Origin of the sequence: Allocatelliglobosispora scoriae (assembly GCF_014204945.1) — a bacterium.
Classification (GTDB): Bacteria; Actinomycetota; Actinomycetes; order Mycobacteriales; family Micromonosporaceae; genus Allocatelliglobosispora; species Allocatelliglobosispora scoriae.
In genome coordinates, this window is the sequence record NZ_JACHMN010000002.1 from 1445259 (window position 1) to 1461757 (window position 16499).

General features: G+C 70.3%; 9 protein-coding genes. 4 read left to right on the top strand and 5 right to left on the bottom strand.

Annotated elements, in window-relative coordinates:
* The first annotated feature begins 48 nt into the window (after window positions 1-48).
* On the top strand, window positions 49-2160 hold the full coding sequence (locus tag F4553_RS12175) for a BTAD domain-containing putative transcriptional regulator (RefSeq protein WP_184835501.1): 2112 nt from the start codon (window positions 49-51) through the stop codon (window positions 2158-2160).
* A 99-nt stretch (window positions 2161-2259) separates the two neighbouring features.
* On the top strand, window positions 2260-3147 hold the full coding sequence (locus F4553_RS12180; protein ID WP_312875174.1) for an alpha/beta fold hydrolase: 888 nt from the start codon (window positions 2260-2262) through the stop codon (window positions 3145-3147).
* Window positions 3148-3149: 2 nt separating this feature from the next.
* Here F4553_RS12180 and fxsT read toward each other — a convergent pair whose 3' ends face one another.
* From fxsT to F4553_RS12205, 5 genes are read right to left on the bottom strand one after another with little or no spacing between them, the layout of a single operon-like run.
* On the bottom strand, window positions 3150-7076 hold the full coding sequence (gene fxsT, locus F4553_RS12185; protein ID WP_184835503.1) for an FxSxx-COOH system tetratricopeptide repeat protein: 3927 nt from the start codon (window positions 7074-7076) through the stop codon (window positions 3150-3152).
* Entirely contained in the window at window positions 7073-8239 is a 1167-nt protein-coding gene (fsxC, locus tag F4553_RS42390; RefSeq protein ID WP_184835504.1) for an FxsC protein, read from the bottom strand. Before fsxC ends, fxsT begins: the two co-directional genes overlap by 4 nt.
* Window positions 8240-8279: 40 nt before the next feature.
* Window positions 8280-9146, bottom strand: coding sequence for an AAC(3) family N-acetyltransferase (locus F4553_RS12195; protein WP_184835505.1), 867 nt, complete (start codon window positions 9144-9146; stop codon window positions 8280-8282).
* Entirely contained in the window at window positions 9143-11458 is a 2316-nt protein-coding gene (locus F4553_RS42395) for an FxsB family cyclophane-forming radical SAM/SPASM peptide maturase (RefSeq protein WP_312875175.1), read from the bottom strand. The genes F4553_RS12195 and F4553_RS42395 overlap by 4 nt, the downstream gene beginning before the upstream one ends.
* A complete protein-coding gene (locus F4553_RS12205) occupies window positions 11455-11628 on the bottom strand; it encodes a hypothetical protein (RefSeq protein WP_184835506.1) in 174 nt (57 codons plus the stop codon). The genes F4553_RS42395 and F4553_RS12205 overlap by 4 nt, the downstream gene beginning before the upstream one ends.
* Before the next feature lie 307 nt (window positions 11629-11935).
* Between F4553_RS12205 and F4553_RS12210 the strand changes: the two genes are divergently transcribed.
* Window positions 11936-16036 carry a HEAT repeat domain-containing protein gene (locus F4553_RS12210; RefSeq protein WP_184835507.1) on the top strand — a complete coding sequence of 1367 codons (4101 nt, stop codon included), beginning with the start codon at window positions 11936-11938 and terminating at the stop codon, window positions 16034-16036.
* Between the two features lie 291 nt (window positions 16037-16327).
* Window positions 16328-16486 (top strand): hypothetical protein, encoded by a 159-nt coding sequence (locus F4553_RS12215; protein WP_184835508.1) that lies wholly within the window; start codon window positions 16328-16330, stop codon window positions 16484-16486.
* The last annotated feature ends 13 nt before the right edge of the window (window positions 16487-16499 follow it).

Below are 16499 nucleotides of genomic sequence, written 5' to 3' on the forward strand. Positions count from 1 at the left end.
ACGGCTGCTTCAAGGTCTATTCCGGGTTGACTCACGGTGACAGAGTGGATGACGGTCATCGCCCTTCACGGCCTGCGAAAACGCGGCGACACGGGGAGTGCGGGGCGGGCCGGAAACCTGGGGAGCAACATGGCGAGCCGGTCCACATCCGACGATGCGCTGGATCGCGGCGATGCCCTGATCGTCGCGGGGGACATCGACGGAGCGCTGGCGGCGCTCCACGAGCTGACCGGTGAGGAGGCAGCCTGGGAGCCCGGCGTCGCCTGGCGGATCGGGCTGGTCCACTACCTGCTGCGGGGATCACCCCGCGACGCACTGACCGGCATGTCGCGGGGGCGGCTGCACGAGGAGCGGACCGCTGACGAGGCGCTGCTGCTGGGGTGGCTCGCCGCCGCGTACTGGGCGCTCGGCGACATCGACGCCTGCACCGACTACTCCGGCCGCGCCATCGCCGCAGCCGAGGCCGCCGACGACGACCGGGCCCGAGCCGCCGCGCACGTCGCGCTGGCGATGCACGCCATGCTCACCGGCGACCGGATCAGCAACGCGGCGCACTACGGCAAGGCGCTGCGCTGCGCCGAGGCCGCCGCGGACCACATCCAGCTCATCCGCATCCTGCTGAACAGGTCCAGCCGCTCCCTCGACGAGGGCTGCTTCGACGACGCCCTCGCCGACCTGCGGCTCGCGGCCGAGCGGGCCGAGCTGATCGGCAACACGGTGCTCCTCGCCGTGGCGCTCACCAACGAGGGCGACACCCTCAACTCGCTGGGTCGGCTGGCGGGCGCCGAGAAGCTCTACCGCCGGGCGATCGAGCTCTGCCAGCAGGCCGAGTCCGGCAAGATCTGCTTCGGTCTGCTCGGCCTCGGCGAGGTGCTGCGCCGGTGCGGCCAGCCGGCCCTGGCCCGGGCCGCCTACGAGGAGGTCATTCCGCTCGCCGAGCAGCACGGGCACCTGCAGGTGCTCGTCCCGGCGCTGGCGGGGCTCTCCGGCGTACTGGCCGAGGGTGAACCGGCCACCGCGCTGGCGCTCGCCGAGCGCGCCCGGGACGAGGCGGTCGGGCCGTTCGTGACCGTCGCCCTGCTGGCGCTCGCGCGCGCGACGCTGGCCGTCGGCGACCTCGGCCGAGCCGTCGAGTTCGCCGACGAGGCCCAGCGCTCCGCGCGCAACCACCGCGACCGCACCGGGGTGGCGCAGGCGCTGGAGCTGCAGGCCGAGCTGTGCGACGAGTGGGAGCGAGCCGGTCGGTACCTCGCCGAGGCCCGCAGCATCTGGAGCGCCATGGGCGCCGGCTTCGACGCCGACCGGGTCACGGTCGCGCTGAGCAGGCTGCCGGTGGTGACGGCCGAGGCCGTCGAGGACTCCTACCTCGCCGCCGACCGGCTCGCCGCCGCCGGACTTCAAACCCCCTGTCCGGGTACGGGCACCGCGGAGATCCGCACCCTGGGGCGCTTCGAGGTGCTGGTCGCTGGCCGTCCGATGCCACCGGCGGCGTGGCAGTCGCGCAAGGCCCGGGACCTGCTGCGCCTGCTCGTCGCCCGGCGTGGCCGCCCCGCGATGCGCGAGGAGCTGACCGAGCTGCTCTGGGCGGACGAGCGCGGTGGCGGGCTCGACCGCCGAGGGCACCGGCTCGCCACGGCGCTCTCGATCATCCGGGGAGTGCTGGACGGCAACCGGCCCGCCAGTGCCGAGAGCGTGGTCATCGCCGACGGCGGCAGCGTGGCACTCGACACGAGCCGGGTCGTGATCGACTTCGAGACCTTCATGCGCCAGGCCGACCACGGGCTCCAGCTGCGGCGGCGGGGTCGCGACACCGACGCCAGGACCGTGCTGGTCGCGGCGGAGCGCCTCTACACCGGCGACTTCCTGGAGGGCGAATCCTATGAGGACTGGTCGGCGATGCCCCGTGAGCAGGCCCGCGCCACCTATCTGCGGGTCGGCCGAGCGCTCGCCGAGGACGCGACGCGGGCCGGCGACACCAAGGACGCGATCCATTACCTGCTGCGCATCCTCGCCATGGACAGCTACGACGAGCAGAGCCACCTCGACCTGATCGACGCCTTCTCGACGGCGGGACAGCACGGCGAGGCGCGGCGCGCCCGGGACCGGTATGTCGCCGCCATGCGCCAGATCGGAGTCGGCGTCCGTCAGCACGGGGTATGAGACATTCCCACTACATTTCGAGGTACTGATATACATGAATGAAATGTGACGGGGATCGATACGAAAGGCATCGGAGTGTCAGACCCAGGGATTACCGAAGTGACCACCCCCGATGGCCGCACCCTGACCGTGGAGGTGTCCGGAGATTCAGCTGGAACAACGGTGTTCCTCCTGCACGGCACGCCCGGCTCGCGTAACGGCCCGAAGCCTCGCGGCAGCGTGCTCTACCGGCTCGGCGTCAAACTCGTCACCTACGACCGGCCCGGCTACGGCGGGTCCACCCGTCAGTTCAACCGCACGGTCGCCGACGCGGCTGCCGACATCGGGGCGGTCGCCGACGCGCTCGGCTTCGACCGCTTCGCCGTGGTCGGCCGCTCCGGCGGCGGACCGCACGCCCTCGCCTGCGCCGCGCTCCTGCCCGACCGGCTCATCCGGACGGCGGTGCTGGTCGGCATCGCACCCTCCGACGCCACCGGGTTGGACTGGTTCGACGGCATGGCCGACGACAACGTCCGCGAATACTCCACCGCCGACAACGACTTCGACATCCTGATCGAGCGGCTGCGGGTGCGGGCCGAGCGGACGGTCAGCGACCCGGAGAGCCTGATCGAGCTGCTGCGCACGCAGATGGCCGAGCCGGACCGCTACGTCACGGACAGCCTCGCCCTGCGGCGCATGCTCGCGGAGACCTACACCGAGGCGCTGCGGCACGGCCCGGGCGGGTGGATCGACGACGTCCTCGCCTTCCGCAAGGACTGGGGCTTCGACCTCGCCACCATCAGCAGCCCGGTGCGGCTCTGGCACGGGGCCGACGACACCTTCTCCCCGGCCAGCCACGCCCGGTGGCTGGCGAGCCGGATCCCCGGCGCCGAGGTGCAGGTGCAGCGCAACGCCGCGCACTTCGGCGCCATCTCGGTCCTGCCCGAGATCCTCGCCTGGCTCACCGCGAGCCAGCCCGACCAGTTGCAGCCCAGCTCGGCCGGCTGAGATCAGAACGGGTGCGGGTCGATGATCCGGTAGAGGTAGTGGCGCTTGCGGAGCGCCTCGACGATCGGATGGCTGCTGGAGAGGCGGCGGATCAGTCGTTCCCGGACGTCCGCGATGCGCTCCTCCGCACCAGCCCGCCCGAGCGCGTGCGCCACCAGCGCGATGTTGCCCTGGCAGCGAAGCGTGTTCGGGTGGTCATCCCCCAGCACCTCGGCCATCTTCAGCGCGGCCTCCTCCAGCAGGCCCAGCGCCGTCTGCAGGTCACCTAGGCCGGCCTCGCAGATGGCCAGGTTCATCTGCGCGGACAGGCTGTAGGGGTGGTCGTGGCCCAGCGCCCCGCGCAGCCCTTCCGTCGCGGTCCGAGCCAGTCCGCGCGCGGCCTCCAGGTTCAACGCGGCCCACTCCGCCATCGCCAGGTTGGTCTCGCAGACGAGCGTCTGCGGGTGGCCGACACCGAGCACATCGGAGTAGATCGGCATCAGGCCCTCCAGTTCCCGGCGGGCCCGGTCCGGATCGCCCATCGCGAGGTGGCTCAGCGCCAGGCTGAGCCGACACGACAGAGTGTCCGGGTTCGACGGTCCGAGAATGTCGTTGAGCCGCTCGTACGCCTCCTCGTGCAGCCGCAGGGCATCCTTGACGGAACCGGCACTGCGCAGCGAGACGGCGAGGTTGGACTGTGCGGTCATCGCCGCCCGCGACTCGGGTCCCCTGCTCTCGACGCAGCTCTTGTGCACGGCGAGGCAGAGCACGACGGCCCGGTCGTAGTCGCCCGCGTCGCGGACGTCCCGGGCGATGGCCGAGGCGGAGAGCAGGGTGAACGGGTTCGTCTCGCCGAGCACGATCCGGCGGCGCTGGTGAGCGAGTTCGTCCCGTTCGCGCGCCGAGCGGAAGTCGCCCATCAACCGGTTGCAGACGGCGAGATTGCTCAGCGATGCCAGCGTCCGGGGATGATCCTCGCCGAAGTTCTCGAACCAGAGGTTGTAGGTGGTCGAGTCGCTCTCGAGCGCCTCCTGGTACTGCCCCAGGCCGCGAAGATCGCCACCGAGACTGTTCTGCGTCATCAGAGTGTCGGGGTGAGCACCGCCGAGCAGCTCCCGCTGCTCGGCGAGGACCGCCACGTCGAGGTCGTGGGACGCCTGCACCAGGCCCATGTCGCGCAGGATGTTGGCGAGGTTGAAGCGCAGGTGCAGGATCTGCCGGCGCAGCTCGCGCTCCTCGTCGATATCCGTCACTCCCGGCAGCATCTGCAGCCACACCTCGATGGTCCGCTCCGCCCGGCTGCGCCCGGCCAGGAGGTCGCCCTGGATCCACTGGTAGCGGACCCGGTCGATGATGAGTTCGCGGACCGCCGAGTCCCGGCTGGAGACGGACTCGGTGACGTCGAGGTGCGGCCAGAGCGTGCGGAAACGGGGCCAGGTCTCGACCTCGTCCACCACGCCGCTGGGACGGCTCGCCGCGAGCACCCGCTGCACCTGCAGCCGGGCGAGCGCGCGCTCCTCCTCCGTCATGCGGGACTGCACCACCGCCTGGACGACCCGGTGGATCAGGATCTGGCCGCCCCGGAGCCGGTCCCGCGGCAGGCCGCCCTCGGCCCGCTGGTCGACGCGCAGCAGCGCCAGCCGGTTGATCTGCTGGACCAGCGAGCCGCGGACCATCCGCACCGAGAGTCGTGGATCAATGGGCTTGAGCAGCTCCGCGAGCTCGTCGCTGTAGACGAGGTCGAGCGCGATCTCGGGTGCGAGCATGCAGCAGAGCTGGAACATCCGGTAGGCCGCCTCCGACCGCTCCCGGAGCCGCTCCAGCGACAGGTCCCACGTCCGCTGGATCGACCGGTCGGCCGCGACCTCCAGCGCGACGCTCGCGCCCTCGCTCTGCAGATTGCGGACATAGTCCTCGACCGGCGTGCCGGTGTCGGCGAGCCAGGCGCCGGCCGCCGCGACGGCGACCGGCAGGTCCGCCAGGAGCTCCGCGATCTGGGCGGCCTCCTCCCGCCGGATCCGGGGCACACGCTGGCTGAGGTGGTCGACACTCTCGCGCCGCTGAAAGACATCCACCGGTACGGGTTGAGCACGCTCGCCCCAGGACGGGTTCCGCGAGGTGATCAGCACGTGTCCCTTGCCCTGGGGAAGGTACTGGCTGACCAATTCGGGGTCCTCGGCGTTGTCGAAGATCAGCAGCCACCGGTCCCGGGAGCGGCCGAGCATCTGCAGCACGGCCCTCGCGTTGTCAGGGCCCGACGACTCCATCGGGACGCCCAACTGGGCACCCAGATCGATCAGGGACGTCTCGATCTCGCCCACCGGATCGGCGCTGACCCAACAGATCACGTCATAGGCCGCGCGGAAGCGGTATGCGTACTCGATGGCGAGCTGGGTCTTGCCGATGCCGCCCATGCCCTGCAGCGCCACCGGCTGAGCTCCGGAGAGCACGACGGCGGAGCGCTCCCGCAGGTGGCCCCGCAGCCGCCGGAGGTCTTCCTCGCGACCGGTGAAGCGGCTGTTGCGCTGCGGGACGTTGAAGATCCGGTTGTCGTCGCCGGGGTAGCGCGGAGCGCCCACGAGCACGGTGTCCGGCTCGATGCCCGATCGCCCGACCAGGCCCAGGATCCGCTCCACCGCGGCCGGACCCGGCTGCCCGGCGATCTGCACACCGTTGGCGAGCGGGATGTGGGTCAGCCTGGGCACGTCGGAGACGTAGATGGCGAGCGGCAGCCGGGAGGTGTTGCTCTCGGCCGAGATGAACGCCGCCTCGCTCGCCGCATTGACGTGGGAGACGATCGTCGTGGTCCGGGCGGTCGGTGGGACCGCCGGGGCCTCCTCCGCCGTGCCGGACAGCGACGGGGCGTGGACCCGCAATCCGCCGGTGGTCAGCACGTGCGCGACCCACTCGGCCCAGACCTGGTCCTGCGGCGCGAAACGCAGCACCACCTCATCCTCGGCGACCGACGGGCGCCGGATGAACCGGGCGGCGACCCGGCTCCGGACCGCCTCCTCCATCGGGGGCAGCGCGCGCACCTCGCCGCCGGTGATGTGATGGGTCAGCGTCTCGTAGGCGCTGAGCAGGGTACCGGTGCCGCCCGGCTGGTCGGCGAAGGTCGCCAGGGTCTCCTCGTACCCGTAGAACGCCTGGTAGGGAATCTGCACCGCGTTCCAGTAGGCCTGACGCTCCACATCGGAGAGCCCGGTCGGCAGGCCTTCGAAGCGCCGCATCGCCACGCTGCGCCCGGCATCCGCCTTCTCCTTCTCGGCGGGGTCGACCCGCATCGGCACGGGCAGGATGCGGATGTTGCGGACGGCGTAACGTCCCCGTACGGTGCGGGCCATCCGGGCGGAGCCGTCGATGCCCTGCTCGCTGAGGGTGAAGCAGTCGACGAGGGTGTCGGGCAGGTGGATGGTGCAGATGTCCGCGACATCGCTGAAGCCGGTCCGGCTGTCGATCAGGGTGTAGTCGTAGTGGCGCTTCATGTCGGCCCGCAGAGCGTCGAAGAACTGGCCGCCGCCGAGCCGCTCGTAGAAGTCGTCCCAGTTGGTCGCTGCGACGGTCGAGTTGTAGTCGTTGTTCTCCCGGCCGGCCGAGAGGTAGTCCAGGGTGCCGCCCTCGGGGAAGCCCTTCCAGTCCAGCGAGAACGAGTATTTCTGGACGCTGGCGTAGCGCTCGATCCACCGGGCGTCGGGCCGCGGCTCGATCGTGGCCCACTCGTAGCCTCGGATCAGCTCGATGACGCCGCCGGTGCTGGCGAGCGCGTTCGGCTTGATGAAGGGGCTGAAGAAGCGGTTGAGCCCGGGCGACTCGAGATCCCAGTCGACCACGAGCACCCGCTTGCCGTTGGCGGCGAGGATCCAGGCGACGTTCGCCAGCGCCATGGTCCGACCCGTGCCGCCCTTGTAGGAGTAGAAGGTGACCACCTGGCCGTTGCGATTGGCTGTCATCGTTCCTCTTCCCGTCGGGACTGCTGCGGGTTCTGCTTCGGGTCGGACCGGTCCTGGGCCACGATGAACCGCTGTCGGGACCGGTTGACCGCCTTGGACATCACGGCGTCGAACTCCTCGGCGTCGCGGGCGAGCTTGAGGCCCTGAGCGAGCTTGAGACCCTGCGCGTGGCCCATCGCCATCACCCGGTCCGCCAGCTCCCGGCCGCGGTCGTCGTACTGCGGGTCGAGGCGGTCGACGACGACCATGACCGTGGTCCACTGCCGCCGGGACGCCGCGAACGCCGCCCGCAGCAGCTGCGGCCCGTCCGGGTGCTCCAGCACCCACGGGTCGATGAGGATCACGCCGGGACAGATCTCCAGGCTCGTGTCACCGGCGGCGAACTCCACGATGCTGGTGCTGGGCAGCATCAGCCGCTTGGCCATCTCGGCGGTGTGCTCGGCGATCGAGACGGTGTAGCGGTTGCGAAAGGGGCGCCAGTTGACCGCCCTGGTGCCGTAGTACTGATGCTCCCGGCGCGCCGCGGGCAGCCGGCCCTCGACGGGGGCGATCACGGCGATGACGAAGGCGGTGTCCCCCGAAGCCGGTGCCGACAGCTCCAGCAGCGACCCGGGCATCGTCGGGTGCAGGATCACGTGCTCGGCCACGTGCACGATGCGGCTCGCCAGCCGGTGCACGATCGCCCTGTAGGAGACCGTGTGCGAGGTGAGCCTGCACATGGTCCGGAGGCCGAGCTCGGCGTACTCGGGGAATCCCGCGCCCAGGTCGGCTGCCGCGCCGAGGTCGGCGCCCTGCCGATCGGAGATCGGCGCCCAGAGCACCGGCTGCAGGTGCTGCGCCGCGGAGCCGACGGCGGCGAGCTTCAAGCGCCCTTCGAAGGTCACCTGCTCGCGGGACGGCAACGGGGAGTATTCCGGCGAGTAGAGCATCACCATGACGTGGGCGGCGTGGAGGACCTGGGTGACCAGGGCTTCCCGCTCCTCCCCGACGAGCTGGAAGTCGGCGAGGCCGATCTCCATCGCGGTGCCCGCGCGGGCGAGCCGCCGAACCTCGTCGACGAGATCCTCGTGGAAGGTCTGCACCCAGTGGTCGGGAGTACTCGTGAAGGCTCGGGCGTGGCTCAGATAGAAGTAGATTTCCCTGATGGCTGGCTCGAGCGTCACGAGGCACTCCTCGAACTGTCACCAACCATGTGGGCTCCCGTCAGGGGTGTCGCGGCGCGACTCCTACAGAGGATAATCCGTCGATGCCAATATTCGAGTGCATCTTTGAGCGGTGCCGACTCAGCCAGTCGACGGCGAAATCGACCGCTGGTCGGATCGGCAGCAATCTCGCGGCCGCCTGTCCCACCTGCTCCTGACGGACGAAGCCGGCGCGGTCCAGATCGACGCCCATCTCGGCGAAGTCGGAGTCGTCCAGATCGAGTGCGCGGAACTCCGCGAGCCGCCTGCACCCGCCCGCCATCACGTAGCAGCGATAGTCCTTCGACCGGTGCAGGCCGACCGGCAGCCGGTACTCCGCGAGGTGCAGAGCGGTGCAGCTGTCATAGCCGACGCCCAGCAGCGCGACGTCCGCGCCGGCCTCGTAGAGAGCGGCGAGCGGAGACTCCTCCCCGAGGTGGCTGCGGAACTCGTGCACCCGCATCAGCTCCACCGCGGCTGGTCCGAGTGCGGTGAGCGAGGTCTGCGGATGGCCGCTGCGCACTGCTCCCGGTTGCCGCCGGACATGCTCCGCGAAGGCACCCATCTCGAAGGACGGACTGGTCGCCCGGTCGAAGCCCTGCATCGCCGCTTCGTAACGAGCTCGCTGATCGTCGTCCATGCCCTGGGTGTCGCGGTGATAGACCCGGCTGGTGGTCGAGTTGTTCGCGGTCTGCGTGGGCACCACCACCGTGCCACCCGGACCGAGAACCCGGCGCACGGCCTGGAGCAGGGTCGCCGGGCCGGCGGGCAGGAAGCCCACTCGCCGCAGCGAGGAGTGGATCAGGACGGTCGATCCGGCGCGCAGACCCAGGGCGGCCAACCCGCCCTCGATCAGGTCGACCACCCGGGGCTGCTCGACGATGGTCATGAGGATGGAGCCGCCAGCGCCTCGGCCAGGTGGTCGACGAAGCGCTCGCCGACCGGGGTCAGCGCCCCGCTCGACCGGAGCGCGTCGACGGCCGCGCGGGTCCAACCGTCGTACTGCCGGAAGGCCGCTGCCGCCTGCTCCCGCCCCGGGCCCGACCGGGCCGCCCGGACCCGCCAGAGCCGGGTCACCGCGAGGTGCGCGTAGGTGCCCTGCAGGACGCCCTCGATCGGGCGCGGATCCGGTCGCCAGCCCACCTGGAGCTTGACCGGGGAGGCCGTGTCGAAGAGGTCGCAGAGGTCCAGCAGCACGCCCAGCTTCCCGTGCTGGAACTCATGCACGATCATGACGGCGAGCGCGTCCGGCGCGGCTCGTTCGGCGCCGACGGAGCCGAAGGCGTGCCGCGAGGTGGAGGCCCGCAGCTCACCGGCGGGTCCCGCTTCGAGCGGGACCATCGCGCGCAGACCGGCCCGCAACCCCGGGAGTTGGTACGCCGCCTCGGCCTCGATGATCTCCCACGCTTCGGCGAAGGAGCGCTGCCATGCCGCCGCCTCGGCCACGTCCAGCCGCTGCCGGGGTTGCCACTTGTGGCAGTCGCGATGCGGATCCGCGTCCTCCAGCAGCACCTCGATCCCGGGTGCGACCAGGGTCCGGACCGGCAGCCAGCGCGGATCACCGCTCTCGCCGCCGTGGTCGACGCGGACCACGGTGCCGCCGTGCCGCACGGTGAACCCCTCGGCGGTGCTGACGACGTCCGCAACGTCCACGGCGGCGCCGGCCGGCAGGACGACCGTGCCGAGGCCGGGCAGGTGCAGTCGGCCGCCGACCACCGGCACGGGGACCTCCGCCGACATCCGTGCCCGGATCGCCGCAGCCGCAGCCACGGCGCACAGGTAGCCGTGACCGGCATCGCCGTCCCGGGCGGAACCGCGCAGGATTCCCACCGCCCAGACCCGGACGAAGGGGTGTGCCAGGACCGCAGCGGTCGCCGCCGGGCTGCGCCGGTCGACGTCACCGAGCAGCTCCCAGCCCTCAGCGGCATAGGGGTGCCCGCGCAGCTGGTCGGCGATGGCGACCACCAGCGCCCGGCTGATCGCCACCTGAGAATCGGCGAGATAGGTGACCGCCCGCTCGTCACCGGCACCGGACCCGACCTGATCGATCAGGTCGGTGAGCGCGGTGGCCGCGGGCTGCTCTGTCGCCACCGCGGCGACCTGGACCGAGTCGTTCACGACGACGATGAGCTCCTTGAGATCCGCGCAGTAGACCGAGGGATTGTCGAAACCGCGGGCGGTGGAGTAGCGGTGCGCGAACATCCCGCCGCCGCACTGGCCGACCACCGGACAGGAGCGGCACTCCTCGCTGAGCCCGGCGAGGCCTAGCTGGCGGCGGGTGATCTCGGGCAGTGCCGCGACCTCGTCGACCGCGTGGGCGAAGACGGACATGCCGGTCTCGGGCGCACCGTCGAACGCGGTCTTCAGCGAGTCCGCCTGCTCCCATGAGCCGTCGGTCTCGACCACCACGAGATCCGCGGCCCCCAGCCCGATCTGCTCGCTGCCCGTCGGCCCGCCGACCGCGCCCGAGTGCAGCGAGTCGAACATCCGGACGCGGACCGGCTGCCCGTCGGCGAGCCAGCGCGTGTGGATGCGACCGAGCCAGATCGCATAGGCGGTGGCCTCACCCGCCGGCCGCAGCGGCGGCGCGTCCCAGGTCGCGTGCGGGAGGAGGAAATCGATCCGCGGGGGCCGGTGTTCGAGGAGCGCCTCGTAGACGGCGATGGGATCGTTGCGGATGTCCACGGTACAGAGGATGCCGGCGTAGACGTGCCGATAGCCCGGCCGTCGCAGCAGCTCCAGCGCCCGGACCGCTTCCGCGTGACTGCTGTTGCCGTTGGCGAAACGCCGGTGGAGGTCGTTGGATCGGCGATCGCCGTCCAGGGAGATGCCGAGCCGGACGCCGAACTCCGCCAGGAGGTCGCAGAACTCCTCCGTGAGCAGCACGCCGTTGCTCTGCATCAGGAGCTGGAGGCGGGTGACGGGAGCGATGGCGGTCGTCAGCTCGGTGAGCGCGGACCGCAGTCCCGCGACACCCACCAGCAGCGGCTCGCCGCCGTGCAACACCACCCGTACGCCGGGGAGCTGCCACCGCGCGGCGTGCTCGGCGATGCGCCGGGCCGCCGTCGCCAGGGTGTGCGGCGCCATCGTCCGCGCCTTGGTCCGCCAGCTCTGATCAGCATGTTCGTACATGTAACAGTGGTCACATGACAGATCACACCGACCGTGGATCTTGAGAATGAACTGGCTTATCGGGCTCACATCGCGGAGCCGAATGCCGCGACATCGAGAGCAGGCACCTGCTGCTCATTGTCGACGATGCGGCGCACAACCTCGGTCACCCGGTCGGCGGAGATCGCGTGCAGCTGCGTCTGCCGGAAATCGTCCAGCGAACCGACCATGCGCTCAGCCGGAGCGGTTGCGATCGTCACTATGAACCCCTAATAAGCGTGCCGCCAAAACCATATCTGTATCACCCCGCGACCAGTAGGTCACATGACGATCAGTAACAATTCAATGACTTAACGAGGGTGAGCACGGAAAGTCGTCGGCGGTGTAACCCGATCGGGCTACACCGCAGAGTCCCAAAATCCTCTCTCAGCACGCGGGGGCATGTCCACAGCCGAAAGTGCTATGTAGCAACCGGCGCCTGGTTGATCAGGAAATCAAGATCGAATGATGTGGATACCATGTGATTCCATGGGTCGGTAGTGTCCGCTGTCTCCAGGTGGTGCATGGATGTCGTCCGCGAAGCGTTGGATCCTCGCCTGCCTGGTGGTCGGTGGGACGCTCGCCACGACCTGGATGGTGCTGCAGTTCGCCTTCCGCATCGACGGCGAGCTCGCCTCCCAGATCGCCGCCGCCGTCGCCGGTGTGCTGAGCCTGCCCATGGCGGCATGGGCGGCCGGACAGTTGACCAGGGAGCAACCCCCGCCGACAAAGATCACCCCATCGGTGATCCAGCCCGAGATCGACCTACCGGTCACCGAGGAAGATCCGATTGTCGGCGACGACCTGGGGACCACTCGCAGCCGCTACTTGAGCCGTATTCGCAAGCGTTACCGCAGCGTCGACATGGAAATCCTGACGCCGATGTCCCAGCAGGACGAATTCCCGGCCGTCCCGCTCAGCGACATATTCGTCGGGCAGGTCGTCAAGGCGGGGCCGCGGCCGATGGAATTGCCACGGGAACTCGTGCAGCGACTCATCGACAATGGACTGGCCGAGGCGCGCGACCTGCCGGACGGCATCACCCGGACCATGCTCAACCGCATCCGCGAGAGCTACCAGCAGCAGCCGTCGATGCCCGTGCTCCCGCTGATCGCCGGGGAGGAGGGGGCCAGGCTCGTCCTGCTGGGCGATCCCGGATCGGGCAAGTCCACGCTGGCCCGGTACATCGCCTATTCGCTGAGCGCGGTCGAGGTGAGGGGCGCACTGGAGCCCCTGGCCGGATGGCTGCCGGTCATCATCGAGCTACGGGAGTACGCCCTGCACGGGGGCAATTTCATCGACTTCCTCAGCCATCTGCACCTTCGTCAGGGCATCGCACCGCCGCCAGAACTGCTGAACGAGCACCTCGACGGCGACGGCAGGATCGTCATGATCTTCGACGGTCTTGACGAGATCTTCGACGCACAGGCGCGGGACCAGATGGCCAAGCACATCGCCAACATCGCCGCCCGCTACCCGGCCGTCCGGATCATCGTCACATCGCGGACCATCGACTATCAGAAGAACGTGCTGGAGGCCGAGGGCTTCCGCCGCCATCAGCTGCAGGATCTCGATCGCGCGCAGATCGCCACCTTCGTGGACCAGTGGTACCGCATCGCGTACCCGGACAACCCTGCCGAGGCGGTCAATCTCGGCCGCCGCCTGATGACTGCGATCAGCAGGACACCGGCGATCGGAGAGCTCGCGGGCAACCCCATGCTCCTCACGATCCTGGCGATCATCGGCCGTCGCCGCCAGCCTCCCGGCGACCGCGTCAGCGTCTACGCCCAGGCCGTCACCGTACTGGTCGAGCAGTGGGATCCGCGCAAGTTCCTGCCCACGGCGGAGTCGGGAACGGACACGCACTACATCAACGCACGCGACAAGATGGCGATGCTGCGCCTGGTGGCTCGCGCCATGCAGGACAGCCCGGCCGGACTGTCCGGCAACTTCATCTCCGGTGGCGAGCTGCAGCACCTGTTCGCGGGCTATCTGGAGCAGCGCGACTGGGGCAGACTCCTGCCGGCACAGGCCCGCCGTGCGGCCGACACGATCGTGCAGCAGTTCCGCAAGCGCAACTTCATCCTGAGCAACTTCGGTAACGATGTCTACGGCTTCGTGCACCGGTCGTTCCTGGAGTACCTCGCCGCGTACGACATCGAGCAGCGGTTCAACTTCACCCACAGCATCACCGACACCGAGCTCATCGACGGCATCTTCGGCCAGCGCTGGCGCGACCCGGCCTGGCACGAGGTCCTGCTGCTCACCGCCGGGATGCTGGACGGACGGTTCGTCAACCGGGCGGTCATCCGGATGCTCGGTGCCGACCCCCACTGGGCGGCCAGCAACCTGGTCGAGCCGCACCACCTGCTGCTCGCGATCAGGTGCATCGGCGAGGTGCACAGCGTCAGTCTTCTCGCCGAGGCGTGCGAGCTCGCCATCGACGAGGTGATCCGGATGCTGCCCGTCGCGCACCGGCGTGTCACGCGGGCGTACAACGACGCCCTCAACCGGGAGATCGAGAGATCGGTGCTGCCGGTCTTCGCCGGGATCACACCGTGGCCGGGGCGCGAGCGGTACCTGGCCTGGTATACGGGGAACGGCCTCATCGAGACCGACGACGAGGTGACCGGCGACATCGCCGCCCGCCTCGCCGTCATCCTGCTCAGCGACAGCGAGGAACTCCTCGCCTTCCTCCGCACGCAGGCCTCGCACGGCTGGAGCGCCTTCCAGCGGATGGCAGCGGTCTCCGCCCTCGCTCAGGCGTGGCACGCCGACGCCGACGTGATGTCGCTCATCCGCGAGCGAGCGGCGACCGACGCCGACCACGAGGTGCGGCTGAGAGCGATGCGCGAGGCCGAGCGAGCCCGGCCCGGTGACCCCGAGACGCTGGCGCTGCTCCGCGACCTCGCCACGAACGACCAGCACCTCTCCGTCCGCACCGCAGCCGTGCGGGCGATCGCGGACGGGCGGACCGACCGGCCCGGCGCGCTCGCCCTGCTGCACGAGTTCAGCATCGCGGAGACCCACAGGGAGATCCGCGCGACCGTGGTCCGGGCGATCGCCGACGGCTGGCCGTACGACCCGGGGACCCTGCCGCTGCTGCGACAGGTGGCGGCTGCGGCGGAGCACGACGACGTCCGGCGGGCTGCCGTGCAGTCCATCGTGGCGCTGCGGCCCGCCGATCCGCAGACCCGGTTGCTGCTGCGCGACCGGATCGCCAACGACACCAGCACCGACGTACGCCAGCTCGCGGTGAAGGCCCTTGCCACGGGGTGGCCGCAGGACCGGGACTCCCTGCCGCTGCTGCACAGCCTCGCCACCGACGATCAGCAGGAGGGGATCCGGCAGGTGGCGGTACGCGCGATCGCGGACGGGTGGCGCGAGGACCCGGGCACGCTGCCGATGCTGCTCGCCCGGACCGGTGCCGACAGCAGCCCCGACGTACGCCAGGCCGCCGTGCAGGCGATGGCGCGCGGGTGGCACGGCCGTCCGGAGCTGCTGCCGGTGCTGCGCGAACGGGCCATGACCGACACCAGTGACGGCGTTCGCCAGGCGGCCGTCAGTGCGATCGGCACCTACTGGCGCGAGGATCCCGACACGCTGGGGTGGCTGCGTACCCGGGCCACCTCCGCAGGCGAACGCAGCGGCGACGTCCGTTCCACCGCCATCCAGATGATCGTCGCCGGCTGGCACGACAACCCGGACACCGAGCTCTGGTTGCATGTCCGGGGCGTCGAGGATCCCTCGTCCAAGGTGCGCCAGACCATCGTCCGGGCCCTCGCGACCGGGTGGAGCGACGACACCGACACGCTGCCGTGGCTGCGCGGACGCACCGTCGCGGACCACCACGAGGATGTCCGCGACGCGGCGGTCCGGGCGATCGCGGTCGGCTGGCCGGGCGACCCCGACACCCTGCCGCTGCTGCGCCAGCGGGCGACCGACGACCTCTCGGAACGGGTCCGGCACACGGCGATGGAGGCGGTGGCGGCCGGCTGGCACGACAACGACGGCACCCTGCCGCTTCTGGTCGACCGAGCCCGCCGGGACCAGCACCAGTACGTCCGCCGCGCCGCCGTGCCCGCGATCGCCGCGGGCTGGCACGACGAGGCGGCGACCCTGCCGCTGCTGCACGAGCGCGCCCACGGTGACCCGCACGAATTCGTCCGCCGGGCCGCGGTGCGCGCGATCGCGGACGGCTGGCACGACGACCCGGGCACGCTGCCGCTGCTGCGTACCCGGGTGACCGCCGACCAGCGCGAGGAGGTGCGGCTCGCGGCGGTGGAGGCAATCGCCGCCGGGTGGCACGACGGCGAGACGCTGCGGCTGCTGCGGGTGCGGGTCGCCCGCGACCCGCACCCCCGCGTACGCATTCTGCTGATCCACGCCATCATCAGCGGCTGGTACGCCGACAGCGGCACCCTGCCGCTCGTCGCGACAAGGCTGGTGGAGGACGCCGATCCCGGTGTGCGGATGGAGGCGGTGCAGGCACTCGCCGACAACTGGCACCATGATGCCGAGACGTCCGCGCTACTGGACCGGTGCGCGGCGGAGGATGTCGACGCCGATGTCCGCCGAGTTGCGCGGGCGGCCGTCGTGGAGCTTGCGGACAGGGCAAGCCGCGCCTGATGGTCGCGGCCGAGGAACGATCACCCGCACAGTGAGAAGTCCTAAGATCGTGGACCGAGAGGGAACCGCGCTACCAGCACTGTTTCATCAAACGACCCGCGACCCATGAAGATCGCAATGAATAGACCAGTCAGATTCGCGAGCGCTCGTCGCACTCAGGCGGCGTGGTCTTGCTCTGAGTCTGGCCGACCCAACAGTCGAACTCCGAGGCTACGACACAGGGTCCACCGCCGGTAGGGTCTGCCGCTGATCGATCTTCGTTCAAGCGGCGAGGCACCTGTCTGGCCACGATTGCCTTCTCCGGCGAGCATTCCGAAGAGCCACAACGGCTTCACGCCGGCACGCAAGTGCAAGGCGCTCGCCGACAAGTGGCACCCCGACACCACGACAGCAGCGCTGCTGGAACAGCGGGCGCGGCGGACACCGGCGACGATGTCCGCCGGGCGGTGAGGGCGGGCGGTCG

Bases quoted from the DNA above. Each gene is read 5' to 3' on its own strand.
- F4553_RS12175 (WP_184835501.1), top strand. From the start codon at position 49: ATGACGGTCATCGCCCTTCACGGCCTGCGAAAACGCGGCGACACGGGG.
- fxsT (WP_184835503.1), bottom strand. From the start codon at position 7,076: ATGACAGCCAATCGCAACGGCCAGGTGGTCACCTTCTACTCCTACAAG.
- F4553_RS12195 (WP_184835505.1), bottom strand. From the start codon at position 9,146: ATGACCATCGTCGAGCAGCCCCGGGTGGTCGACCTGATCGAGGGCGGG.
- F4553_RS12210 (WP_184835507.1), top strand. From the start codon at position 11,936: ATGTCGTCCGCGAAGCGTTGGATCCTCGCCTGCCTGGTGGTCGGTGGG.